Origin of the sequence: Photorhabdus noenieputensis (genome assembly GCF_018448935.1) — a bacterium.
GTDB classification, from domain to species: Bacteria; Pseudomonadota; Gammaproteobacteria; order Enterobacterales; family Enterobacteriaceae; genus Photorhabdus; species Photorhabdus noenieputensis.
On sequence record NZ_RCWC01000025.1, the window covers coordinates 1 to 22,818 of the forward strand.

Annotated in this window: 17 protein-coding genes and 4 pseudogenes; 15 read left to right on the forward strand and 6 right to left on the reverse strand. The window is 43.6% G+C overall.

What is annotated here, in order from left to right; all coding sequences use genetic code 11:
• Positions 1-242, reverse strand: a pseudogene (locus EAE91_RS15625) (DUF4225 domain-containing protein); the annotation flags it as partial.
• 416 nt (positions 243-658) lie between these two features.
• On the opposite strand from EAE91_RS15625, the pseudogene EAE91_RS15630 reads away from it, so the two are divergent.
• Positions 659-1,557, forward strand: a pseudogene (locus tag EAE91_RS15630) (IS630 family transposase).
• Between the two features lie 176 nt (positions 1,558-1,733).
• Here the strand turns inward: EAE91_RS15630 and EAE91_RS15635 are convergent.
• Positions 1,734-2,126: pseudogene (locus tag EAE91_RS15635) on the reverse strand (IS630 family transposase); the annotation flags it as partial.
• Positions 2,127-2,760: 634 nt separating this feature from the next.
• On the opposite strand from EAE91_RS15635, the gene EAE91_RS15640 reads away from it, so the two are divergent.
• The 10 genes from EAE91_RS15640 to EAE91_RS15685 all read left to right on the forward strand — a co-directional run bounded on the left by EAE91_RS15640 (position 2,761) and on the right by EAE91_RS15685 (position 13,202).
• A complete protein-coding gene (locus tag EAE91_RS15640; RefSeq protein WP_214089309.1) occupies positions 2,761-3,327 on the forward strand; it encodes a type 4 pilus major pilin in 567 nt (188 codons plus the stop codon).
• Between the two features lie 164 nt (positions 3,328-3,491).
• Complete coding sequence (locus tag EAE91_RS15645) at positions 3,492-4,289, forward strand: prepilin peptidase (RefSeq protein ID WP_214089310.1); 798 nt, start codon at positions 3,492-3,494, stop codon at positions 4,287-4,289.
• Between the two features lie 124 nt (positions 4,290-4,413).
• Complete coding sequence (locus EAE91_RS15650; protein WP_214089311.1) at positions 4,414-6,000, forward strand: prepilin-type N-terminal cleavage/methylation domain-containing protein; 1,587 nt, start codon at positions 4,414-4,416, stop codon at positions 5,998-6,000.
• Between the two features lie 65 nt (positions 6,001-6,065).
• On the forward strand, positions 6,066-6,590 hold the full coding sequence (locus tag EAE91_RS15655; protein WP_214089312.1) for a hypothetical protein: 525 nt from the start codon (positions 6,066-6,068) through the stop codon (positions 6,588-6,590).
• A 119-nt stretch (positions 6,591-6,709) separates the two neighbouring features.
• Positions 6,710-7,051, forward strand: a complete 342-nt coding sequence (locus EAE91_RS15660; RefSeq protein ID WP_112876550.1) for a toxin co-regulated pilus biosynthesis Q family protein — start codon at positions 6,710-6,712, stop codon at positions 7,049-7,051.
• Between the two features lie 4 nt (positions 7,052-7,055).
• Complete coding sequence (gene pilN, locus EAE91_RS15665; protein ID WP_214089313.1) at positions 7,056-8,666, forward strand: PilN family type IVB pilus formation outer membrane protein; 1,611 nt, start codon at positions 7,056-7,058, stop codon at positions 8,664-8,666.
• A gap of 55 nt (positions 8,667-8,721) precedes the next feature.
• Positions 8,722-9,990 carry a type 4b pilus protein PilO2 gene (gene pilO2 / locus EAE91_RS15670; RefSeq protein ID WP_244868874.1) on the forward strand — a complete coding sequence of 423 codons (1,269 nt, stop codon included), beginning with the start codon at positions 8,722-8,724 and terminating at the stop codon, positions 9,988-9,990.
• Positions 9,977-10,519, forward strand: a complete 543-nt coding sequence (pilP, locus tag EAE91_RS15675) for a type IV pilus biogenesis protein PilP (RefSeq protein WP_214089315.1) — start codon at positions 9,977-9,979, stop codon at positions 10,517-10,519. Before pilO2 ends, pilP begins: the two co-directional genes overlap by 14 nt.
• Before the next feature lie 22 nt (positions 10,520-10,541).
• Positions 10,542-12,098, forward strand: a complete 1,557-nt coding sequence (locus tag EAE91_RS15680; protein WP_214089316.1) for a GspE/PulE family protein — start codon at positions 10,542-10,544, stop codon at positions 12,096-12,098.
• 6 nt (positions 12,099-12,104) lie between these two features.
• Positions 12,105-13,202, forward strand: coding sequence for a type II secretion system F family protein (locus EAE91_RS15685; protein ID WP_214089317.1), 1,098 nt, complete (start codon positions 12,105-12,107; stop codon positions 13,200-13,202).
• An 801-nt stretch (positions 13,203-14,003) separates the two neighbouring features.
• On the opposite strand, the gene EAE91_RS15690 is transcribed toward EAE91_RS15685, so the two are convergent.
• Complete coding sequence (locus EAE91_RS15690) at positions 14,004-15,317, reverse strand: FAD-dependent oxidoreductase (RefSeq protein WP_214089318.1); 1,314 nt, start codon at positions 15,315-15,317, stop codon at positions 14,004-14,006.
• Positions 15,318-15,477: 160 nt separating this feature from the next.
• On the opposite strand from EAE91_RS15690, the gene EAE91_RS15695 reads away from it, so the two are divergent.
• From EAE91_RS15695 to EAE91_RS15710, 4 genes are all read left to right on the forward strand, one after another.
• Positions 15,478-16,152, forward strand: a complete 675-nt coding sequence (locus EAE91_RS15695) for a TetR/AcrR family transcriptional regulator (RefSeq protein WP_214089319.1) — start codon at positions 15,478-15,480, stop codon at positions 16,150-16,152.
• A gap of 335 nt (positions 16,153-16,487) precedes the next feature.
• Positions 16,488-18,236 carry a L,D-transpeptidase gene (gene ldtD / locus EAE91_RS15700; protein ID WP_214089320.1) on the forward strand — a complete coding sequence of 583 codons (1,749 nt, stop codon included), beginning with the start codon at positions 16,488-16,490 and terminating at the stop codon, positions 18,234-18,236.
• A 106-nt stretch (positions 18,237-18,342) separates the two neighbouring features.
• A complete protein-coding gene (mepK, locus tag EAE91_RS15705; RefSeq protein ID WP_214089321.1) occupies positions 18,343-18,891 on the forward strand; it encodes a peptidoglycan L,D-endopeptidase MepK in 549 nt (182 codons plus the stop codon).
• A 45-nt stretch (positions 18,892-18,936) separates the two neighbouring features.
• Positions 18,937-19,584 (forward strand): MBL fold metallo-hydrolase, encoded by a 648-nt coding sequence (locus EAE91_RS15710; RefSeq protein ID WP_214089322.1) that lies wholly within the window; start codon positions 18,937-18,939, stop codon positions 19,582-19,584.
• Positions 19,585-19,775: 191 nt separating this feature from the next.
• On the opposite strand, the pseudogene EAE91_RS24300 reads toward EAE91_RS15710, so the two are convergent.
• The 3 genes and pseudogenes from EAE91_RS24300 to ompC form a co-directional block, all read right to left on the reverse strand.
• Positions 19,776-19,886: pseudogene (locus tag EAE91_RS24300) on the reverse strand (VOC family protein); the annotation flags it as partial.
• Positions 19,887-20,001: 115 nt separating this feature from the next.
• Positions 20,002-21,192, reverse strand: a complete 1,191-nt coding sequence (locus EAE91_RS15715) for an amino acid aminotransferase (RefSeq protein WP_214089323.1) — start codon at positions 21,190-21,192, stop codon at positions 20,002-20,004.
• A 221-nt stretch (positions 21,193-21,413) separates the two neighbouring features.
• Positions 21,414-22,568, reverse strand: coding sequence for a porin OmpC (gene ompC / locus EAE91_RS15720; protein ID WP_280520290.1), 1,155 nt, complete (start codon positions 22,566-22,568; stop codon positions 21,414-21,416).
• Positions 22,569-22,818 lie beyond the last annotated feature (250 nt).

Sequence of the window (22,818 nt, forward strand, 5' to 3'; positions counted from 1 at the left end):
GAGATCTCCCCGGTATTTATCTTTGATGTGTTTTCTTGGCAATAGGCCATGACTTCACCGATAAAATGGTCTTTGGCCAGACTCCATTTTACATATTTATCGGCAACTCTGTTCATAAGCATCATCAACTCATTTTGTTTATCCATTTGAATTTTTAGGAGTTTTCTTTCTTCATTGGTACTGTTATCCAAGTATCCTCTGGCGGAAGGATTTCTTTCGTAAAATTCATCTAAAGCATCCATAATAAGTAACCTGTTTCTTTGAAATTTAGTTTAACATAGTGTTATGTACTAAAAGTATACAATTGAAATTATAAGTCAAGGTTTATTTTTACTTTTAAGGATACTTTTTTGGGCGTTTTAAGACGTAGGATTATTAGCAAAATCCGTTATAATTTTTTCTCAATGCAAATATTAATTCTTTATCTATTTTATTGATATATTTTTTCGTTTAAGAAAAATATTATTAAATTTATACCCGTAATCATTGAAGATGCTTGATTTTATCCGAAATGGAGATCATTATCCTCGCCATGAAAATATTTATTACATCAGAACAAAAAATCAAACTTGAACGTCTTCACGACACCACTCGTGATGGTCAGGTACGAGACAGAATAAAAGCTATCCTTCTGGCTTTTGAAGGGTGGAGTTCTGTGATGATCGCCCAGGCATTGCGACTCCATCAGACCACCGTTAACCGCCATATCAGTGATTACCTTAATCACGGTAAACTTAAATATGACAATGAAGAGTCTGATAGTTTGCTTTCCCGAGAAAAAACTGATTTTTTAATCAATCATTTATCTCAACATCTTTTCCATCACACCCATGAAATCGTGGCCTATGTTGCTCAGCTCTGGAAGATTACCTTTAGCATTCCCGGCATGAATAAATGGCTACACCGTCAGGGTTTTTCTTATAAAAAACCTTGTGGCGTCCCTCATAAATTCGACGCAGAAAAACAGCGACAATTTATTGAATATTATGAGAATCTTAAAGTTACCGCGAAAGACGAACCCATCCTTTTTCTTGACACTGTTCACCCGACTCAAGGCACCAAACTCAGTTATGGCTGGATGCGAAAAGGCGAGAAAAAAACCGTCAAGACAACAGGAAGCCGGACTCGCCTGAATATATGGGCGCGCTCAACCTGAATGCCATTGGTCGTACGGTGTTCCAGGAATATCAAACCATCAATGACTACAATATTTGCTGTTTTTTCAATGAAATAAGAAAGTCTTATCCTGACTATCATCAAAAAATTCATCTTATTGTGGATGGGGCGGGTTACAACAAAGCTCATCTTATTAAGGAGTGGGCTTATGTTAGCAATATTGAGTTACATTACCTTCCTCCCTATAGCCCAAATTTAAACCCAATAGAGCGATTATGGAAGGTCATGAATGAACAGGTTCGAAATAACCGTTATTTCTCTGATAAACATGAATTTCGAGACAAAGTCTTCAAATTTTTCACCACAACGCTACCTGATATAGCGGACTCGCTGACGTCTAGAATTAACGACCATTTTCAGGTGCTAAAAACTGCATCTTGAAGTTTCTTGGGTATATATTATATTAATTCTATTGTTCAACAAGCATTAAATATAAGTCACGACCAGAAAAGATAAATAATTTCCTACAAAGTATTGCTAAGTGTTTCTAATTGTATCAAATTGATAATAATTGTAATAAAGCTTGGATTCACATAATATTATATTTATATACCCGCTTAACTTGAAGATGCAGGATTCAGAACCTGGAAATTGTCATTAATACGGCACGACAGGTTCTTGGCAAGTTCCGGTAATATTTCCGTAAAAAAGCGATGTATTGCCTGCCTGAACAAGGTCGTTGAGGCGAAGTAATGGTTATTTCTGACCTGTTCATTCATCACCTTCCACAGCCTTTCTATCGGGTTCAGATTCGGGCTGTATGGCGGTAAATAATGAAGGTCGATATTCATCACGTAAGCCCAGTCTTTTACCAACTTACTCCGGTGGTAACCGGCTCCGTCAAGGATAATATGAACCTTCTGACTGACCGGATAGGTTTCACGCAGGGCAATGAAGAACTCGGCGATATGATAACTGTCGATACGGTCATATTCGCGTACCACGATTTTGTTTTCTTTGACAAAAACTTTGATCGTGCCTCAGGCACTTAGTTCCCTTCTTAAGCAAACCTCAGGTTATTTAAGATATCGGTTTAGCGTTGATTTCGTTCCATTTAAGCTTAAATTCCCTGTTTTTTCTCAATAAATAACTAGCAAAAATTCGCTGTCGGCATTTAAAAAACTTTGGTTAATGAAAGGCGTTTTTCTTTAATAAAGAGCACTCAGAGTTGAGCGCTGTTGTGTGTCCCTTTTTTACAAAAATATGATCTGTGACAGGCTCGGTACAACAGTAAGTCTTAACAACAAGTTAATTTTATATATAAAAAATATTTATATATTATCATTTTCAGCTAATTGGCAGAATAAAATCCATTGATTTTTTAATGGGCTATATCATCAGTTTTAATCGATATTCACAATGGAAATTAAAATATTTGATAGTTTTTAACGATCATTTGTATGATTTTTGAACGTTTTAAACAATTTTATTTTTCAAATTGTAATCTATAGGATTAATTTCAATATGAAACACTAAAATGTTTTAAATGTTTTTATGTGTGTTATTATTGCGTTAATATTTTGTTTCATTTGGTGAGTATGTGAGTGGTAATGCGTCTCTTATTTTGATTTTGGAGTGATTAGCATGAATAAGAAAGTCAATGTATTGCGTGGCGTCAGGCGTCAATCGGGTTTTACGCTAATTGAAGCATTGGTTGTGATGATTGTCGGCATTGTGATATTGGCCGCAGCCGCAGCCGGGATTGGTAAGTTGTTTCGAGCTTCGGAAATCTCAACCGAATCGTCGAATATTACTCAGATGGCCGCAAATTTGAAGTCAATTAAAAATGGTGCCAAAGGCTATGACAGCTTGGATAACAAGATTGCCATTGATTACAAAGTCGTTCCCGCCAATATGACTCAAGATGGTAAAGCCGGGATTATTTTTAATAGCTGGAATGGCAAGGTAACCATTTCTCCGGGCGATGCCACCGCTCAGACCTTTAAGATTGAGTATCAAAATGTTCCTGATGAGGCTTGCCAGCAACTTTCGCTGAAATTGCGGGTTGCAGGTTGGTCGAAAATGACCGTTGGGAATGGGAAAGGGCAACAGTCTGGCATAGAAATTAAACCAGATTCGACTTTGGCACAAATTGAATCAGCATGTAATGCCAATGATGCAAATACCGTGACGCTTGTTTCTGCCAGTTAGGGCATTAATTTTAGACATTGATTGTTTTGATGTGATATGTGGCTTAGTGAAGGCTTCTCAAGTTGCATTTTCTTGGTGAGGGAAGCAGCCGGTTTCACTGGTTTTGTTGTTGTTTCCCTTATCCAATGCGGTTCGTTGTGTGCTGAATCTGCCGGGAGATCATCATGATGATAGGGTGGTTGCAATCTTCTACTGGGTGTTTGGTCCTGGCATCCGGGTTGCTAGGGTTGTGTGTCGGAAGTTTTCTTAATGTGGTGATCTGCCGCTTGCCGATGATGATTTTCTCCGAAATCAATAGCGAGGCTGCCGACTTTAATCTCTGTTTTCCCCGTTCTCATTGTCCACGTTGCAGCCACGTGTTAGCGGCCCGCGATAATATTCCCCTGTTGAGCTATTTGTACCAGAAAGGGCTCTGTCGATACTGTAACGGTACGATTTCTATACGCTATCCATTGGTTGAAGGCGCGGTAGCAGTACTCTTTTCTTTATTGGCTTTGGATCTGGGGTGGAGTTACGGGTTGTTGGGGGTATTGGTGCTGAGTTCGATGCTGATCGCACTGGCGATCATTGATTTCGAACATCTGCTGCTGCCCGATCAACTGACGCTTTCTTTGCTGTGGTTAGGGTTGCTGTTCAATCTGCATTCTGCCGGATTTGTGGCATTACCTTTGGCCGTCAGTGGCGCGGTTTGTGGATATCTGTTTTTCAGGCTGGTGGCGTGGATTGCCCGGCAATGGGTCCAGCGTGATGCGTTGGGAATGGGAGATGCTAAATTTCTGGCAGCGCTTGGTGCCTGGTTGGGGGTGGAAGCGCTCCCATTAATGATTTTGCTGGCAGCAAGTTTCACTCTAATAAGTTATCTGACGATTTGGCGACTATACGGAATGAGAACGGCACCACAGATACCTTTCGGCCCAGGTCTGGCAGCCGCTGGATTGATTGTGGCGCTTTTCAATCGGTAGCCAGACATAAGTGGGCCGCAGTTGAATAGGCCGCAGCGCAGTTCCCTTGGGCGGGATCGCTATGGGGATAAATAGTTTATCGGATGGAATAGATTTTCTTGCTTACTATTAAGAAGGACTATTTATGCATGATGATGAGTCTGTATCTGTATTGATGATAAGCCGCCATGATGCAGGCTTCACTTTGCTGGAAGTGACTGTTGCACTGATAGTTCTGGCATCAATGATGGTGGTTGGTGTGGTTTATCTAAACCGACAGAGTGACATGCTGGTGAATCAGGTTGTCGCCGGGCAGATCCAGCATCTTGGTGATGCGGTGGTGGATTATGTTAATGACAATTATGTCGCGCTAAGTCGTGGACCCACTCCAACACCAATTAATTGGGCAGAGGTGATCCCCTATTTACCCCCGGGGCTGGATCAGAATACGGTTAATCCGCTTGGTCAGAAATATGATGGCGTATTACGAGTTGTCATGTTGCCTAATGGAAAGAAACGCATTGATCCGTTGGTTTATACCGTTCCGGCAATGGCTAATGGAAAACAGCCAAATGTTGCTAAACATTCAATGAAGATTGCGCAATTGATTGGGGTTGGTGGCCTGTATCTGGATTACAGAAATCGGGATCATCGTAATCCGGCCACTTATTGGAATAGTTATGGTCAGGTCAATGCGCCTGAATCTTTTGCTGGTTTTTTCAGTGAACAACCCAAGGAAATTGGCCGTATTTTTTATGCTCCCTTCATGCGGGATGCGTCAATCTATGGCCCAGGGACATTGGCGGGCGATTTGCTTCATCGCCAAAAAATAGGCGGGCATCCAGAATGGAATAGGATGGAAACCAGCATCAACATGGGGGGGCATGGTCTTGAGCAGGTGGATATGCTGTCGATGCAAGGCCCTGGCATAGTTAATGGTGTGAACAAGATCGTCTTCTCTGCCCGTTCTCAGGGAAAACCCTCCTATATTGAACAAAATAGCGACGGTGAAGTGGTTGTCAATCCAGAGCATGGCACGTTGTTTATCCTTGATGGTAATGCCAATCCCGGTAATAAAGGGACTTTGGCTGCCGGTGATATTCATGCAGATAATAACGTCGTTGTTGGCAATAATTTAGTGATCAATACTCAAACTGGAAATCTTGTCGGTGGCAAGTGCCCTGCGTTAGGTAACCTGTCCATGAGCAAGCAGGGGGAACTGCTGGTGTGTCAGGGAATTAATGTTGATAAGTCAGATTTGGAATGGCGAGATGCCAGTGGAGGCAGGCGGTTATTGGCAAATCAAGCGGTAATCAGCAGTGGTTATTGGCTTGCATCGGGAGTGTCGTCAGGGATAACAAGTAAGAGAGATATCTATTATGTTAGCGGTGACGATAAAGCAAACCGTCGCAGTCAGCCTTTTTTTAACAATTCAAATGCCCCTGTGTTAGTCACCGTTTCTATTCCTCCGATCTCTAATAACCATCGTATGCGTTGCGTGTTGGCTGTGTATGAAGCGGATAAAAATGGCAATAACCAAGAGTCTGATTTACCGCTTGTTTTTCAACGATCTGGACTGGTGGATTATCCAGAAGCGAGCTCCAAGGTAAATCTAAAGAATACAAGAACTTGCATAGTGTCATTCATTGCCGGACCACATCGCAAATATAACATTGCCAGCGTGTTCCATTCTTCTAAAAACAATGCCCATATTTTGAAAAGTCATAACTGATAAGTAGCATCATTGTGCATCTGATGATTTGGCGTTAACCAATCTAGAGTAATAGGAGAACATAAATGTGGCCATTAGCGATTGTTGGGATTGCCGTTGTATTTATCATGCAACTAATTTTTGGTGAGTTGTTGTATGAAGTGCGTATGCAATCAGTACGCGCCAAGACTGATGTAGCCGCGCTGTTTCGTAACTATGCTTCCGCCGGTGTGCAATTGCTTAATAATCATTCCGTTGGCGTGATCAGGAGTCGCAAGATGCGGCAGGCATTAACCGCTTTGCATATGGAGTGGGTAAATACCGATGCCTGGTGTGACAACGTTGCCAGCCAGTGTCTCTGGGGGGGATTTATTTCAGGAGTTCATGTCTATATTTTCCGCAAAAATACCTTCTCCGGCGACAATGGGTTGTTGCATGGCGCTTTCGGAGAATTGCTTAAATGGAGTGCTGAGCCCGATCAGATTGGTTTTAAGCAGGGTTCCAGACTTATCGACGGTAGAGGAAAACGGGTAGAGAGTTTGCTTGCCAGACGATTACCGGATGATGTTCGCAAGTTTATATCTGACGGCGCGCTGGTGGAAATACTGTAGTTATTGGAAATACTAGTTGTTGGAAATATTAGTTGTTGTTTCGCAAGCGGGCTTTCTTCGAGTCACTGGGCTTTGTTAATAGGTTGTTTGGCTTACTTTTTTTCTTTTTGGAAAGATCGATGAACAAAATAATCACATATGTTTTTACGGTACTTGTCTGTATGTCAAGTGTCGCCGTTTATGCAACACCGATGCGTACACCCGTTCCTGTGGCGGCGGTATGGACAGCAACTCCGGGGCAAACTCTGCGTGATGTTACACAAGAATGGGCTAGCAGGTCTGGCTACCAAGTGGTATGGGATGCTTCCTATGATTTTCCTATCCGAGCTAGTCTGCGTTTTAATGGCACGTTTATCCATGCGGTAAGCGAGCTGTTCGAAGCCTACGCGATGGCGAATCGTCCTTTCGTTGTCGATATTTATCAGGAACAGCGACTTGTTCATGTACAGGCTCAGGGGTAATAACATGCATATCCAGTTTTTGACGTTTTCCAGATGGGTATTGCTGCCCTGTATAGCGACTGGCCTGGCAGGTTGTGCAGCAATCTCTAATGTTGATCGACAGGCAGATGCTGAGATGGCAAATGCTAACAGTATTATTAAGGAGTTACGCAATACTGCCGCCATGACGGCGGTACATGTTCATGAGCATGGTTATTGGGTATCAACTAAGGAGATTCCATCAAAGAAGGAGGGGGAAACGGTTTCCTGTATGTTGACTCTGGAGGAAGCTGAGCCGATGACGCTGAGTCAGTTTGCGGAAAAGATCAAGCGTATCTGTGGCGTGCCGGTGGTGATCAGTGCTGATGCACGGTTTGCCGCGTCTCCTAGTCCTGCATCAGAAGTGAGAGAAAATGGTCAGGAGCAGGAGGTTGTTGTCAATCCGAACGTGCAGTCAATATCTGAAAGCGGTCAACCAGAAGAGATGAAAATAAACGTGTATTGGCATGGTTCTTTAGCAGGTTTGCTTGATTCGGTTATTTTATCGTCAGGCTTGCATTGGAAAGTACACAATGGAGCAGTGCATATTTTCAAAACAGAGACGCGAGTGTTTCAAATATATGCATTGCCGGGTACGGATGCATTATCTTCCAGCGTGACAGCGACGACCAATGCCACGTTCGGCGGCGGCTTAAATGGCAACGATAGTGGTAATGGTAACAGCGGTAGTTCCCAAACTCTCGCGACTTCTTTGACCCGTTCGGTTATGGATGAGATCCAAAAAGCGGTGTCAAATATGCTAACGTCTGGTGAAGGTAAGTTAACTTTGTCGATGGCGACGGCATCATTGGTGGTAACCGATTCACCTGAGGTACTCGATAGAATTAAAGATTATATTGATCAGCAGAACAAATTATTGACAACGCAGATAGTGCTTAATGTCAAGATCCTTAACCTAACGTTCGATAGGGCTGATCAGTATGGCGTTGATTGGTCACTGGCCTATAAAGACGCTCATATCGGAATGGGTGGCGCGGGCAGCGGTGTCACTGAGGGGCGTGATATCAGTACCAATATTCATATTCTTAAGGGGCCATTTAGTGACAGTAATTTACTGATCAAGGCGTTATCGACCCAAGGTAAAGTCTCTATCGTGACTCAACCTTCCGTGACTACACTGAATTTGCAAGCGGTACCGATGCAGGTTGCAACACAGACCGGTTATGTTTCATCAACTTCTAGTACCTCAACGCCACAAGTTGGCATTTCAGTAGGAATCGAGCCTGCGACAGTGACGACAGGCTTTAATATGTTGATGCTGCCTTATGCAATGGCCGACAAGCAAATATTGTTGCAGTACAACATTAGTTTGAGCGATTTAAAGAGGCTGGAGAAATTCGGCGAGAAAGAGACCGGTCAGGTGCAGTTGCCGACAATAGATTTACGCGCATTTAGTCAGAAAGTGAGACTACATTCAGGTGAAACGCTGGTGCTGTCAGGGTTCGAACAGCAGTCAGATACCAGTGATCGTAATGGTTTGGGTAGCCCGGATAATCAATTCTTAGGTGGGAGCCGTCAGGGTAAAAGAAACCATAATGTGATCGTAGTCATGATTACTCCTATAGTGGTAGATTGAAAAATTAGTGGTAGATTGAAAAATGGCCCAGACTGAAACAGGCGCGGAGCGCGTTATGCAAATCAAGCTATATGGTAAGACTTTGGTCGCAGGCATTATCTGGCGACCGCCTGTCACTGTGTTAACACGTTCTCACATACGTAAAAATGGGATTGCCGCAGGGTTTACCCTGGCTGTCCGGCATCGTGCTGGACGAAGTATCCAGGTCGGGTATGTACCAAAGGAGGCAGGAGTACCGGGTTGTTATTCATTGGCGGCGGTTCTTGCTAAAGCGGTGGATAAACCTAACTGGATAGGTGCGTTTCATTTGCCTGATGGACATTATGCATTGGTAGCGGTACATCAGGGCGCGATAATGGCAGGACGTGATTTGATCGGCACTCGTGAAGAAATCGAAGCGAAATTGCGTGATACGGTACAGTTGGTAGAGGGTGCCAATGGGGTGTGGAATGCGATTTATGCGCCGAAGGAGTTTGAATCGCCGTGGTCGGAGGTTCCCTTGGCGCAACTGTTACCGCAGTCTGCATTGAGAAAATCTGTTGGTCAGCTTGAGAGTTTAACCGGCGAAATGTCGAAGTACCAAATTAAGCTCTTTGCCATGACCGTAGGTACTGCGTTCTTATTAGCTGGTGGTTGGTGGATGTGGCACATCTATAAGCAGAATACAGAGATAAGGCCACCGGATTTATCTAATGAGGTGGTGGAAGTTCCACCGCCGCATCCGTGGCTTGCGCAACCAACAATGGAGTCGCAGTTTTCTGCATGGAATAAAGTTTTAGCCAAGGTTCCCTTATCGCTCGCGGGTTGGCAGATTGAAGTCATTATGCTGGATGCTAATGCGGTTTCTGTGAGTTATCAGCGTCATGATGGGATGCCGATCAATATTTTTCAGGTTGCTGCTATCAATATTTTCCGGGCTGGCCCGGTGATTTCCAATGGTGGGGAGCAGGCACAGGTATTGATACCGTTTGAGCAGTCGCAGAGTCATGATCAGGAAAATAACGACGATGTGTTGCAGTCGTCAGATCAGGCGCTGGTTGAGCTGATGTCTTATTTTCAGGCGCTAGGTTTGCCGCCTCCAACTTTGACTGAGGGAGCTTCCGTTTTACCGCCGCCTCCGCCCCTTTTGCAGGAAGGCGAAACACGCGTGTGGGCCAATCCTGATTGGCAGACTTATAACTGGACACTGACTTCTCAATTAGCGCCAGATGCACTGTTTTCAGGTAAACCGCTCCCCGGATTGAGAGTGACCAGTGCCAGAGTTGTGTTATCTGATGGTTTTCCTGAGTGGAAGCTGAGTGGAGTTTTCTATGCAAAAAATTAGCCAGCTTATAATCAGTCTATTTGTGGTGTCGGTATTTTCCCTGACATATGCGCAAACATCACCTACTGAGTTACCGGCAGCTCAGACGAAGCGTCATATTGCACAGAAGCCTGCATTGCCAGAGGCAACCACTGATAGCGTTGCTGCGCAACTGGAAAAGTTACAGACGGATTTGATGTTACTTAAAGCTGAAACCGCAAGGGCAAATGCTCAGGCTGAATTCGATAAAATTTCCAGAATGGTGAATAAAAGAGATGCCATTAATAATGGCCTGCCTCTGGTTAAGTCAATCTTTGGGCGCAATGGGGTTCTGACTGCTACGCTCCGGCTTCGTTCAGGCGGCATCATGGATGTGAAAGCAGGTGAACAGTTGCCGAATGGTTATAAAGTGGTCCGCATTGATACCGGGGGAGTGACTTTCTCCAAACAGGGGCGATTCTATGAGGTAGGTCTTACGGCTACCAATGATGCATCGTTGTTGGATAGTCTTGACTTGATGGTTGCACCGCCGCTGCCGTTAAGCCGTTAATTACTGATGGGTGGAGATATTTATGCAAATAACATGCTCCGATCTGTTGTGTATGGTCAGGCAGGGGGCAAAAGTTTTATCTGCCTTGAGCGGTGCACTTGAAATAGAGTTAGCTAACCGTAGTTTGATATGTCTTGTTGAGTTGCCGCAGCAAAAGGGGCAGTGCGTACTTGCCGTGTCTGCTTCCCACCGGCTTGATCCCCATGTGCTGGCCTATGAAGAGACGGTCAAAAGACATGGCCTTATTTATCAGACTGTCACTTGTGGCATGGGGAGCATATTGGAATTATACCGTCTCAGTAAGAGCGAGAGTCATGGACTGGGAGGGAGTGAATCGGATGTTCAGCGTTATATCATTCGTTTAATCGGCGAAGCGACTGAGGAACGTGCGTCAGATTTGCATATTGTTGCTCGCCGTAATTATTGTGAAATCCGTTGCCGTATCGATGGTTATTTGCGGTCAATAGGACAACTGCGGCCGGAAGAAGGGTTGCGATTATGCGCGACTATCTATCAAAGTATGTGTGACGTGGCAGAGCCGACTTTTAAACCGATGCAGGCGCAGCGTGCGCGAATGAAAGATGAGTTTCTGGCCGAGTGCGGACTTTCCGGGGCGCGTATTAATACCCGTCCGCTTGATCGCGGCATGTTGATGGTGCTGCGATTGTTGTATGCGGATAGCCCCGGTACGGTGTGCACTTTAAGTGATCTCGGCTATTTGCCGGAACAGTGTCAGATACTGGAAGAGCTGATGGACCATCGGGCCGGTGTGGTTCTCTTGTCTGGTGCGACCGGTAGCGGAAAGAGCACCACTTTGAAAGTTGTGATGCAGAAGATGATAACCGAGCAAGCCGGCATTCATCTGTTGACCCTTGAAGATCCGCCCGAATATGAAATTGAAGGTGCTAATCAATCGCCTATAACCGGAGATCGAGGTGATAGCTTGATTGTCGAACAGGAATGGGCGATGGCAATTGCGGATGCAATGCGGCTCGATCCTGATGTGATTATGGTCGGTGAGATACGCGACGCAGTGACGGCAAAGATGGCATTTCGTGCAGCAATGACCGGCCATCTTATTTGGACCACGATACATGCAAACGATGCTTTAGCGATCTTGCCCCGCTTGCAGGATGAAGCTGTGATGGAGTCGCTATTAATGGATTCGCGGCTGGTGATTGGTTTGGTCAGCCAGGCGCTGATTCAGGTGTTATGTCCTCATTGTAAAGTTCCCCTGCGAGGGCATGAGCAAGAAGTTTCCGAGCGTCTGTTGAAACGACTAAATCTTTATTGTCAGCCGGAGTCGGTTTGTCTACAGGGGGAAGGTTGTGACCATTGTAAACAGTGCGGTACCTTGGGTCGAACAGTAGTCGCAGAAGTGATACGCACTTCCCCTGGCTTAATGCAAGCTTATCGAATGGGTCACCATCACGAAGCGACTCGCTATTGGATCTCGGAGATGGCGGGATTAAGCAAGATCGACGCACTTATTCGCAAAATAAATGACGGAATAATCGATCCTCGTGCCGCGGAACGTGTGATGGGGCCGATTATTCCTGCGATCCATCAAATAGAGTGAAACGCTATGTCCATGACCGATTTTGTTGAAAGTCTGAACTATCGATTTGCGAAGATCCAGTTTGGTAAAAAAGCGCGAATTCGTTTTTACGGGCATCTGATCATGATGCTGGAAAATCGTATCATGCTGATTGATGCATTACGTGAAATGTATAATATTGCCAGCAACGAAGGCCATAAACCCAACAATGGTTGTGCATTGGTGTTAAGTAGTTGCTATGAATCTGTCAGTCAGGGCAGTACTTTGGCGGAGAGTTTACAGCGATGGATTGGTCCCAATGAAGTCGCGGTGATTGCTGCGGGTGAGCGTTCCGGCGACATACGTAGCGCTTTTATGGATGCGATCGCCATGATCGAAGCGGGTAGCAAAATCCGCAGTGCTGTTATTGGCACATCTATTTATCCACTGATACTCATCGGGATGATATGTGTATTGCTGCATATTGTGGCAGGTAGTTTGGTACCCAAACTGGCCGCTGTTTCTAAGCCGGAAACCTGGGATGGTGCGGCTTATACCCTTTATTTGATGGGAACATTTGTCAACGATTATGGATTTTATTCGCTGATATTTCTGGTGATATTGATCATTTTATTGTTGTTATCGCTATCTTTTTTGGGGGGGCGACTGCGAACGGTGCTTGACCGGTTTCCGCCGTGGTCACTGTACAGAACCATTCATGGCAGTATGTTCATACTGAATGTGTCGTTGTTGATCCGTTCAGGGATGATGTTGCAATCGGCGCTGGAATTGCTGCTGGAACAGGCGGGTTCCCGCTGGCTGTATGTACGTATCGCGGCGACGCTCGAACATATTTCAATGGGGGCTGGTTTTGGTGAGGCATTGCGCGATACCGGTTATCGTTTCCCGGATGACGAAGCGATCAGTTACCTGAGGTTATTGTCACGATTGCAGGGTTTTGATCAATCAATGGCGAAGTTTGCACGGCACTGGTTGGATGAAACGATCGTTAAGGTTCAGATAGTGACGCGTGGATTTCTGTTGGCTTCAATTCTTATGATTGGTGGCATGTTGATGCTGGTGGTTACGGCGGTATCGGGCATTGAAAACGCCATTGAACAGTCGTTATCTATGCCATCTGTTTAATGTTGGGATTGATGATGAAAATCAGTCGGGATATGGAAACTAGAAACGTGTGATGCATGTCGTGAGAATGTGTTGAATGAGCTAAGAAAAACTGGCGGGCCGATTATCCTCCGGATGCTTGATGATAAATGATGTGGTGGAAATAATGATGAAAATATAAGAATAATAATGATAATAAATTTATCTATAATTCACTATCTGATTTTATTAATGGAATGTTTGTTATTTTTAAGATAATGATACTCCAGGTTAAATGATTAAATATTGCTGAACATTGATGTTTGTAGCTAAGAATGATAATTGATTTTTAAGTGTAAAAGTAATTTGAATTATGCACAGGGTCTCGGAGAGTTAAATATAATAATATAAAACGCATAAAGGTTCTGTTTTTCTTAAATGATTGATTTATATTTAATTTCATGAATCTTGTTGGTTTTTAATTATTTTCATTAATTGTCAATGAATTATCTGGATATTATAAATGACAGAATTAATAGATTTATAAACACATAATTCCCTTAAGTTTTTATGGCCCGGATAGTACAGAGTTAAGGCTATGTAAATTTGGAAAAAAACCTACCAAATAATCCGGGCATGGATTTTATTATATTTTTTAGACAAAGATATTCTGGCCGATACGATGGTAAATAATCGATTCTGCCTTATCAAGTCTTTATTTTTCAAAAAGAAGTTCTCACTGATTTACCAAGACCAGATGCTATTCTTGATCCGACGTAATATTACCGCAAATTCTTTGCTAATCGTTTATTCAAGTTGTCTGGAGGTAAAGTGAAAGCCTCTTTATTGCGTACTACTAAAAGAATGTGTAGTACCTAATTTTATTTTTCCCTGGTGTTGAGCAGATTTTGTTATCGGGAATAGCACTCGCTTTATTGGCGGTAAAGTTTGCGCAACCCGAAGTACAGTTCGGAACAGTATTCGCTTGATCATCGAACGATCGGCTGCATTTAACGCAGTACGTAACGAAATCTCAACGGCTTCATTAGCATATGTCCGCATTTGTTGTTCATAATCTGAAATCGCCTTGATTAAGCCTTCATGACCAGTTGCTACCTGAGTCAGCGTTTGCGTGAGTAAAAGTGCGTCTCGAAGCGCTGTGTTTGCTCCCATTCCTACCATTGGCGTCATGTTGTGAATAGCGTCGCCAAGTAGGGTGACAGCGCTGGAACGCCAGGGTAAGAGGTGATCCATACTGCGTAATGGAATCACAGAGAGGTTTTCCATATCACTCTGCTTAATCAGGGTATGCAGATTTGGGTCCCATGAAGCAATGCGGGAGCAGATCAGATCACACAGAGATTCCGCAGGAAAATCAGTAATCGTATTCGGATAGCTGTTGGTTGCTGCTGCATAAGCCCACATGACAAAATCACCAATTTCTGTCGATGTGGCTTTTACCTGAGTATTGATTGGAGCACGCCATAGAGAGACAAACAATCCACCAGGACTTTTAGGCACGATATTGTTGGGCGAACCATCCAGCAAATAGGGAGGCAATGAGTCAGCGAGAGCTTGGGTAAGGCGCACACGTCCAACGGTGAGTGTGACACCAATATCAAGCCGTTTTATCGCCGGGAGGTATTGCTTGCGTACTTTTGAATTGCTTCCATCTGCACCGATAAGAACATCAACATCTTCGTGACTTTTATCTGTGAAAAAAAGCCTGACTTTACCGTTTTGCATGTGTTCATAACGCTCGAACGTTTTGTTCCATTGAACGGTATCTGCGAGCCCCTCGTTTAGTACTTCTATAAGTTCAGATCTGCTGATTGACATCCGATCCTCGGTAATGATTTCTCCATCTTCTTGGTGAATATCTCTCTGAGCTGAGAGCAGAAGACGCAGATGCTCATCATAGAATCTTGTCTGTCCACCAACAGGCTTGGAAATCTTTTTAAAGGTTAGCCAGTTGGTTTCTGGGAGGCATTCCTGCATTGCTTGTTGGCCGAATGTATCGACGTAAATTCCATAACCGGGAAGTATGGATGACGTAGCAGAGCCTCGTTCATAGACTTTCACCTTTATTCCGTTTTTGCGCAAGCCATGTGCCAGGCATGCTCCACCAATCCCTGAACCAATTATTCCAACGTTCATTTCTTTTTTCTCCATAAGTAGTACGATGTGATTCTGAAAGAATCATGGTGACTGTAGCTGGCCAGGGCCATTTGATCACAGCCATCGGTTGTGTTACTGCTATAGTCTTAATAATAGTATACCGTACCGTTCGGTACCAATAAAAATTTAGGTTTTTTACATGACAAATACACCTAAAGCCCAAACAGATCACAAAAGAACCCGTTCGTACTCTAGAATTTCAGGAGAACGAGTTAACGAGCTGTTAAAGATTGCTGCTCAGGTATTTGCAGAACGGGGTTTTGATGGTGCCAGTATCAATGAGATGGCGAAACGTGCTAATGCTTCGAAGGGGACCTATTATAGTCGATTTCCTTCTAAAGAAGAGCTGTTGGTCGCTGTTGTTAGGCAGAGAATAGAAGAAGTTGAAGGCGGTCTGGACAAGACCATGAACCCCGAGCCAGATATTGGGAAAGCGTTAACCATTTTTGCAGAGGAAATTTTCACGGTAATTCTTTCTGAAACAATGATTGCGAATTACCGGGTGGTCACTCTGGAGGCCCAACGTTTTCCGCAACTAGGTAAAATCTATTATGAAAAGGGGGTCAAAAAGATAGTAGATTTTCTTGTCGAATATCTGGTTCGAAAGATGAAAGAGGGAAAATTGAACATAGTAGACCCGAAAATCTCCGCAGAGGTGTTTATCGATGGCATCATTGGAACGCCAAGGCTTAAGGCTACTTTGGGCATGGGTTTACCTACTCCAGAGGAGCAATCTCAGCGAATTGCTATCGCTGTTCGGTCATTTCTCGCTGCATATGGTACTGCCTCATGTGATAGCACTTCTTCATCATGATAGTCGTGTTGTAGTAAACAGTCAGATTGTAGTAAATCAGATGTAGTAAATCAGAAATTATTGTAGGAATAGCATTGAATTGGGGACCTGCTTGTTATCAGGTAGGTCTCTCTGCTGAATTAAGAAAGCGGTTTGCATACCTTGAATGATAGACGAGACGCTTTGGCGTCTTTTTTGCTGTTTTGTGTTTGGTTGGCTGGCGATGGCTTATTATATTTCCTTTGCAGATAAATAGTTTACAATGTAAATAACTTGTTGTTTTTCTTTGATTAGAGTCTGCGTTTGTCATAATTAAAATTAACTCGTGAGAATGTTTTGAAGGTGGGTATGTTGATATGGTAAAAAGAGCGATAAAGCCACTGTGTATTTCGGTTATTTGTAGCACATCGATAGTAGCTGGATATGCTTTAGCTAATCATCAGAGTAGGCTTATTGAAGGTGATATTCAAAATCTGCCACAAATGCAGGTTGAAAAGATATCTGAAACAACCACACTCGAACAAGTACAAATTCAAACGGCTACAATTTCAGAAACAGAATGTCGTGAAATGTTGCGAAGTTGGATACCAGCACAAATTAAGCCTGTTTTCTTTGACCAATTGGTTAGTTTGTACTCTTCCAATCAGATGCAACCTTTGTGGCAAGATAAAATCGCGGTTCAACGCTTTGAACAACAACTTTCAGAACTTGCATTGGCCGGGTTTCAGCCGCGATTTGGTCAATGGCTGACTGAACTCAATGATGCTCAATTGAGTCAAATGGGACGTGATCTGATCTTATCGGATGCTATGCTAGGTTATTTACAATTTGTCTCAGATGTCGGTCATCAGGGCCAAAGCTGGCTCTATCGCACTATGTTATATAGCAGCACTACACCACATAAAAGCACTGCACCATACAAAATTGCATTACCTTCACCAGCCGTTATAGATCAGTGGCAGCGAGCTATTATTGATCACAATGTGGCCGCTTATGTTGCAGCATTGGCACCACAACATCCTCAATATGAAAATATGCGTAAGGAGATGATGAAACAACTGGCTGATAGTGAACCGTGGCCACAGCTTTCTGACAAAAGTGTGCTAAAACCGGGACAGAGTAGTTCTGATGTCGCTGTGTTGAGAGAAATACTTATTCGTCTTGGGATGTTGAGCGAACTGACAACTCAATCAGATCATATTTACGATCCTGAGCTGGTGACTGCGGTAAAAAATTTCCAGCGTTGGCAAGGGTTGGTGCCGGATGGCGTAATTGGTAAACGCACAAGAGATTGGTTAAATACTTCACCTCAAACTAGGGCAGGTTTGATAGCGCTTAATATCCAGCGCTTACGTGTTATCCCAAGCCATGTGTCTACGGGAATTATGGTCAATATTCCAGATTATTCATTGCATTATTATCTTAATGATCAGGAAGTGTTGGGCTCGAAAGTGATCGTTGGTCGTCCAAGCCGTAAGACACCTATTATGAGTAGTGTGCTGAATAATGTGGTGATTAATCCTCCCTGGAGTGTGCCAACTAGTCTGGCAAGAAAAGATATCGCACCACGGGGAGTGAATGATCCCGGATATTTTCAACGGGGAGGATACGTTATCTTTTCAAATTGGCGTGCTGATGCCAGTGTCATCGATCCTTACACTATTGATTGGAACGTGATTACGCCTGCTAATTTTCCTTATCGAATATGGCAAGCTCCGGGGCCGACTAACTCATTAGGCCGCTATAAATTTAATATGCCAAATTCGGAGGCTATCTATTTGCATGATACGCCGAACCATAACCTGTTTAACAAAGACATCCGAGCAATCAGCTCTGGCTGTGTACGGATTAACAAGGCTTCAGAATTAGCCAATATGTTGTTGAAAGATGCAGGGTGGACTCAAAACAAAGTGACGGATACTGTGAAACAGGGCAATACTGTTTATGTCAACGTCCCACAGCGTATTCCTGTTTATTTGTATTATTTAACTGCCTGGGTAGATGCACAGGGGGTTCCTCAGTACCGTACCGATATTTATGACTACGATCATAGTGTGAGACAAGGTTCCCAGTTTTTGTCAAAGTTGTTACCTTTACAAAATTAAATGCAACTAATTTTTGTTATTAGTTGTCTCATAGACCAGTGACCAGTGACCAGTGACCAGTTGCCTGGTGGTTTATTTTTTCCATAATCTGAGTAGATGTTTCTTCATGGATATAATTGATCATAATCGCCGTAAGTGGCTTTGTGTGGGGGCTGCTACTTTAGGCTTGAGTTTTTTGCCGGGGCATGTTTTTGCGACTCTGGCCACGCCGCATCCACGGATTTTACGTTTTGACAACTTACATACGGGTGAAACGATTAAAGCCGAATTTTTTGACGGCTATCGTTACAACAAAGAAGAGCTGGCCCGTCTGGATCATCTGTTTCGAGATTATCGTCAAAATAGAGTTAAGACTATCGATCCTAAATTATTTGATCAGATTTATTTGCTGCAAATGATGATGGGGATTAATAAACCTGTACAACTTATTTCTGGTTACCGTTCACTGGTAACCAACAATCAGTTGCGCAAGCAAAGTAAAGGCGTGGCTAGACAGAGTTACCATACTCGCGGGCGGGCGATGGATTTTCATATTGAAGGTATTGAGCTTAGTCGTATCTGCAAGGCTGCTCTAAAAATGAAAGCGGGAGGGGTAGGATACTATCCACACAGTAATTTCGTTCATATTGATACAGGTCCCGTCAGGACATGGTAATCTGGTGAGTAACTATTTTGTTTTGACTATGGAGTAAATGAAATAATGAAATACCAAATTATTCCTGTTACTGCTTTTATGCAGAATTGTACCCTTATTTGGAATGAAGAGAGTAAGGAAGCGGCAATTGTTGATCCGGGGGGAGAAACAGAGAAGCTGATCGCTGAGATAGAACGTCGTGGTCTGAAATTGACCCAGATTTTATTGACTCATGGTCATTTTGATCATGTTGGTGCAACAGCGGAAGTCGCTAAACATTTTAATGTGCCGATCTACGGACCACATCAGGAAGATGCTTTCTGGATTGAAGGCTTGCAAGCTCAAAGTCGGATGTTTGGCATTGAAGAATGCCCATCATTTGAACCTGATCGTTGGTTAAATGAAGGCGATAAGCTGCGGGTAGCGGGCGTTGATTTATCTGTATTGCACTGTCCGGGGCATACGCCAGGGCATGTTGTGTTTGTAAATCATGAAGATAAGCTGATTTATATGGGAGATGTTCTGTTTAAAGGGGGGATTGGGCGTAGTGACTTCCCACGCGGTAATCACCAGCAGTTAATTAACTCAATTAAAGATAAACTTCTGCCACTTGGTGATGATTATGAATTTATTCCAGGGCACGGGCCAATGTCGACGCTAGGTTATGAGCGGCAGACTAATCCATTTTTACAGGATGAAGTATCAGGTTGGTGATGTGGCGTAGCGTTTATGTTCAATATACCCGTCATCTTTCAAGTTGCCTCTTTGTTGGCTGCACTCACTCACCCCGGCCACATAGTTATCTATGCTCCCGGGGATTCGTTCCCTTGCCGTCGCGATGCATCTTGAAATCCATAGGGTATAAGTGTCAATTTGAGGGCTGGCTGATAGTTGTTTGATGACAACTATAACTGGTTGGAGACTTCAATCAGATTTTGATCCGGATCACGAAAATAAACGGACATAATGGCTCCGTTTGCTCCGGTAGGTTTAACCGGCCCTTCAAGGATTTCAACTTCATTCCGATGTACTCAATAAGATTAACATCACAATTGTGTCGGACGTCGAATCTTCTGAATGATAAAAGTCGCTGAAATTCAGCGACTTTTTCGTAGTAAGGAAAGTGCTAATTTAGAGTACTGCAACAATAGCTTCACATAGTGGAGCCATGTTTTCCAACGTCAAGCCAGCGACGTTAATACGACCGGAGCTGACAGCGTATATACCAAATTCCTCACGTAGACGTTCTACTTGTTCTTTTGTCAGGCCACTGAATGAGAACATACCATTTTGGCTAATAATAAAGCTGAAATCCTGTTTTGCCCCTTTTTCTTGCAAGGTATTGACAAACAGTTGACGCATACGCTGAATACGTTCGCGCATGGTGGTCAGTTCCTGTTCCCAGGCTGCTTTCAGATCTTCATTTGACAAAATGGTGGTGACAACAGATGCACCATGAGCGGGCGGGTTGGAATAGTTCGCACGGATGATCGCTTTAGCCTGGCTGAACGCTTTTTCGGCTGTATCGCTGTCACTAGCAACGATGGTACAGGCACCGACACGTTCATTGTACAGGCCAAAGTTTTTGGAGTAAGAGCTGGCAACAATCAGTTCATTATGATTTTTCGCAAAAATACGTAGGCCCTCTGCATCTTCATTCAGGCCCTTGGCAAATCCTTGATAAGCGAAATCAAAAATAGGCAACCAGCCTTTCTCCGCAGACATTTCTGCCAGTTTAGCCCATTGTGCCGGGGTTGGATCGATGCCCGTCGGATTGTGGCAGCAACCGTGGAATAGAACAACATCACCTGACTGAGTTTCAGACAAGCTTGCCAGCATGTCTTCGAAATTCAGCGCATGTTTTTCAGCGTCATAGTATTTATATTCACAGACTTCCAGGCCAGCGGCGGAAAAAACGTTTTTATGGTTTGGCCAGGTTGGGTTGCTGATCCAAACCCGTTTAGCATTAGTCTGTTTGGCAATGAAATCCGCAGCAATACGTAAAGCACCTGTACCGCCAGGGCTTTGTGCTGTGCGGGCGCGTTTATCTGTGACGACTGGGTGATCTTTGCCAAACAGTAATTCTTGAGTTACACGGCCAAATTCGGCTAAACCGCTAATCGGCAGATAATTTTTTGTTGTTTCGTTTTCCAGTAAATATTGTTCAGCTTTTTTAACACTGGTCAGAACAGGGGTTTTTCCTGTTTCATCTTTGTAGACACCGATACCAAGATTGATTTTATGTGTACGAAGATCAGAACGGAAACTATCGGCTAAGCCAAGAATAGGGTCGGCAGGCGCTGCGGTAATTTTCTCAAACATGTTTGTAATTCCAAAGCTCAGAGTTAAGCCCAAAAGGGTAGTCAGGTTAACGCTGCTAAAACAGTTTGCCAACTATTTGTCGCAAAAAGAAGATAATCTTGTGAAGCAGTTTGCGGAGTGAGAAAAAGAAGGAAAACATAAGACTAAAAAAGCAGCACATAAGCGCTGCTTTCTCTTAATGATGTTTAACTTGTTCAGCTAAATATATTTACCAACGGTAATTAGAATTGGTAAATCATACCTACGCCAACAACGTTGTCAGTGCTGATACCCATCTCTTTGGTGAATTCATTGCTATCCAGCAGGTTGATTTTGTAATCAACATAGGTAGTCAAGTTTTTGTTGAAGTAGTAGTAACTACCAACGGAGATATATTTAACGAGATCGCGGCTGCTGGATTCTTTCCCGTCATGATCGATGTCACCGAGCAGATTTTTACCTTTGGACTGAACGTATGCCAGAGATGGACGTAAACCGAAGTCGAACTGATATTGGGCGGTCAATTCGATGTTCTGGGTTTTGTTAGCGACATTTTCCATGTTCTCGCTACCAACTTTTCCACCGAAGCGGGTCATGTTACGGGTTTCACCGTACATAGCAGCCAGGTAGATATTGTTGGCATCGTACTTGGCACCGATGTTCCATGCCTCAGCACGATCACCTAAGGCAGTAGAACCTTTATTGGTATCAATATCATAGACAGTTTTTTGCGCAGAAGTACGAGCAGAATTAGAGTATGCGCCACCGACGCTGATACCGTAACCTACGTCATAGGTTGCAGCGAAACCGTAGCCATCACCGTTGTCTTTACGGTCGGCACGGCCATTAGCTGTGTTGTCACTGTTTTCACCCTGATATTGCAGAGCAAAATTCAGACCATCAACCAGACCGAAGAAATCAGTATTACGGTAAGTCAGCAGACCAGTAGAACGGCCAGTCATGAAGTTATCAGTCTGCGCCATTGAGTCGCCACCAAATACTGGCAACACGTCGGTCCAAGCGTTGACTTCATAAACCACACCGTAGTTACGGCCATAGTTCATTGAACCGTAGTCGGACAGTTTCAAACCAGCGAAAGCCAGACGAGTTTTGGTTTCTTCGTTAACACCTTCTGCACGGTTGCCTTTGATATTGTATTCCCAACGGCCAAAACCGGTCAGTTGGTCATTAACTTGAGTTTCACCTTTGAAACCCAGACGAGCAAAGGAGTTATCGCCATCTTCGCCGCTTTTGTTGTTAGCGAATTTGTGCTGGACTTCAACTTTACCATACAGATCCAGTTTGTTGCCGTCTTTGTTATAAATTTCAGCTGCATTTGCTGCGCCAGCAGCTAACAGAGCTGGGATTACTACTGCAAGAACATTGCGTTTCATCATTATTATTACCCTCATTGGTGTTATTCGGACACCTGCCACTGCCAAAAATAATTCTTTAAAAATCTACGGAACTATTTGTGAGAGTTTAGTGTCGTCTGTTTCGCTGTCAAGTGTTTCATTGGTTGTTATTTTTATCCACTCACAAAATGCGATAAAAAAGAAAATTTAGTAAGAATGTGAAACAAAGTGTTTCAAAATGTAAATGAGAGATTGTTTTTTGAGCTCTGGTCGGTCCAGTTGTTCAAAAAAG

Bases quoted from the DNA above. Each gene is read 5' to 3' on its own strand.
- EAE91_RS15640 (WP_214089309.1), top strand. From the start codon at position 2,761: ATGAATAAGAAAGTCAATGTATTGCGTGGCGTCAGGCGTCAATCGGGT.
- EAE91_RS15645 (WP_214089310.1), top strand. From the start codon at position 3,492: ATGATGATAGGGTGGTTGCAATCTTCTACTGGGTGTTTGGTCCTGGCA.
- EAE91_RS15650 (WP_214089311.1), top strand. From the start codon at position 4,414: ATGCATGATGATGAGTCTGTATCTGTATTGATGATAAGCCGCCATGAT.
- EAE91_RS15655 (WP_214089312.1), top strand. From the start codon at position 6,066: ATGTGGCCATTAGCGATTGTTGGGATTGCCGTTGTATTTATCATGCAA.
- EAE91_RS15660 (WP_112876550.1), top strand. From the start codon at position 6,710: ATGAACAAAATAATCACATATGTTTTTACGGTACTTGTCTGTATGTCA.
- pilN (WP_214089313.1), top strand. From the start codon at position 7,056: ATGCATATCCAGTTTTTGACGTTTTCCAGATGGGTATTGCTGCCCTGT.
- pilO2 (WP_244868874.1), top strand. From the start codon at position 8,722: ATGCAAATCAAGCTATATGGTAAGACTTTGGTCGCAGGCATTATCTGG.
- pilP (WP_214089315.1), top strand. From the start codon at position 9,977: ATGCAAAAAATTAGCCAGCTTATAATCAGTCTATTTGTGGTGTCGGTA.
- EAE91_RS15680 (WP_214089316.1), top strand. From the start codon at position 10,542: ATGCAAATAACATGCTCCGATCTGTTGTGTATGGTCAGGCAGGGGGCA.
- EAE91_RS15685 (WP_214089317.1), top strand. From the start codon at position 12,105: ATGTCCATGACCGATTTTGTTGAAAGTCTGAACTATCGATTTGCGAAG.
- EAE91_RS15690 (WP_214089318.1), bottom strand. From the start codon at position 15,317: ATGAACGTTGGAATAATTGGTTCAGGGATTGGTGGAGCATGCCTGGCA.
- EAE91_RS15695 (WP_214089319.1), top strand. From the start codon at position 15,478: ATGACAAATACACCTAAAGCCCAAACAGATCACAAAAGAACCCGTTCG.
- ldtD (WP_214089320.1), top strand. From the start codon at position 16,488: ATGGTAAAAAGAGCGATAAAGCCACTGTGTATTTCGGTTATTTGTAGC.
- mepK (WP_214089321.1), top strand. From the start codon at position 18,343: ATGGATATAATTGATCATAATCGCCGTAAGTGGCTTTGTGTGGGGGCT.
- EAE91_RS15710 (WP_214089322.1), top strand. From the start codon at position 18,937: ATGAAATACCAAATTATTCCTGTTACTGCTTTTATGCAGAATTGTACC.
- EAE91_RS15715 (WP_214089323.1), bottom strand. From the start codon at position 21,192: ATGTTTGAGAAAATTACCGCAGCGCCTGCCGACCCTATTCTTGGCTTA.
- ompC (WP_280520290.1), bottom strand. From the start codon at position 22,568: ATGATGAAACGCAATGTTCTTGCAGTAGTAATCCCAGCTCTGTTAGCT.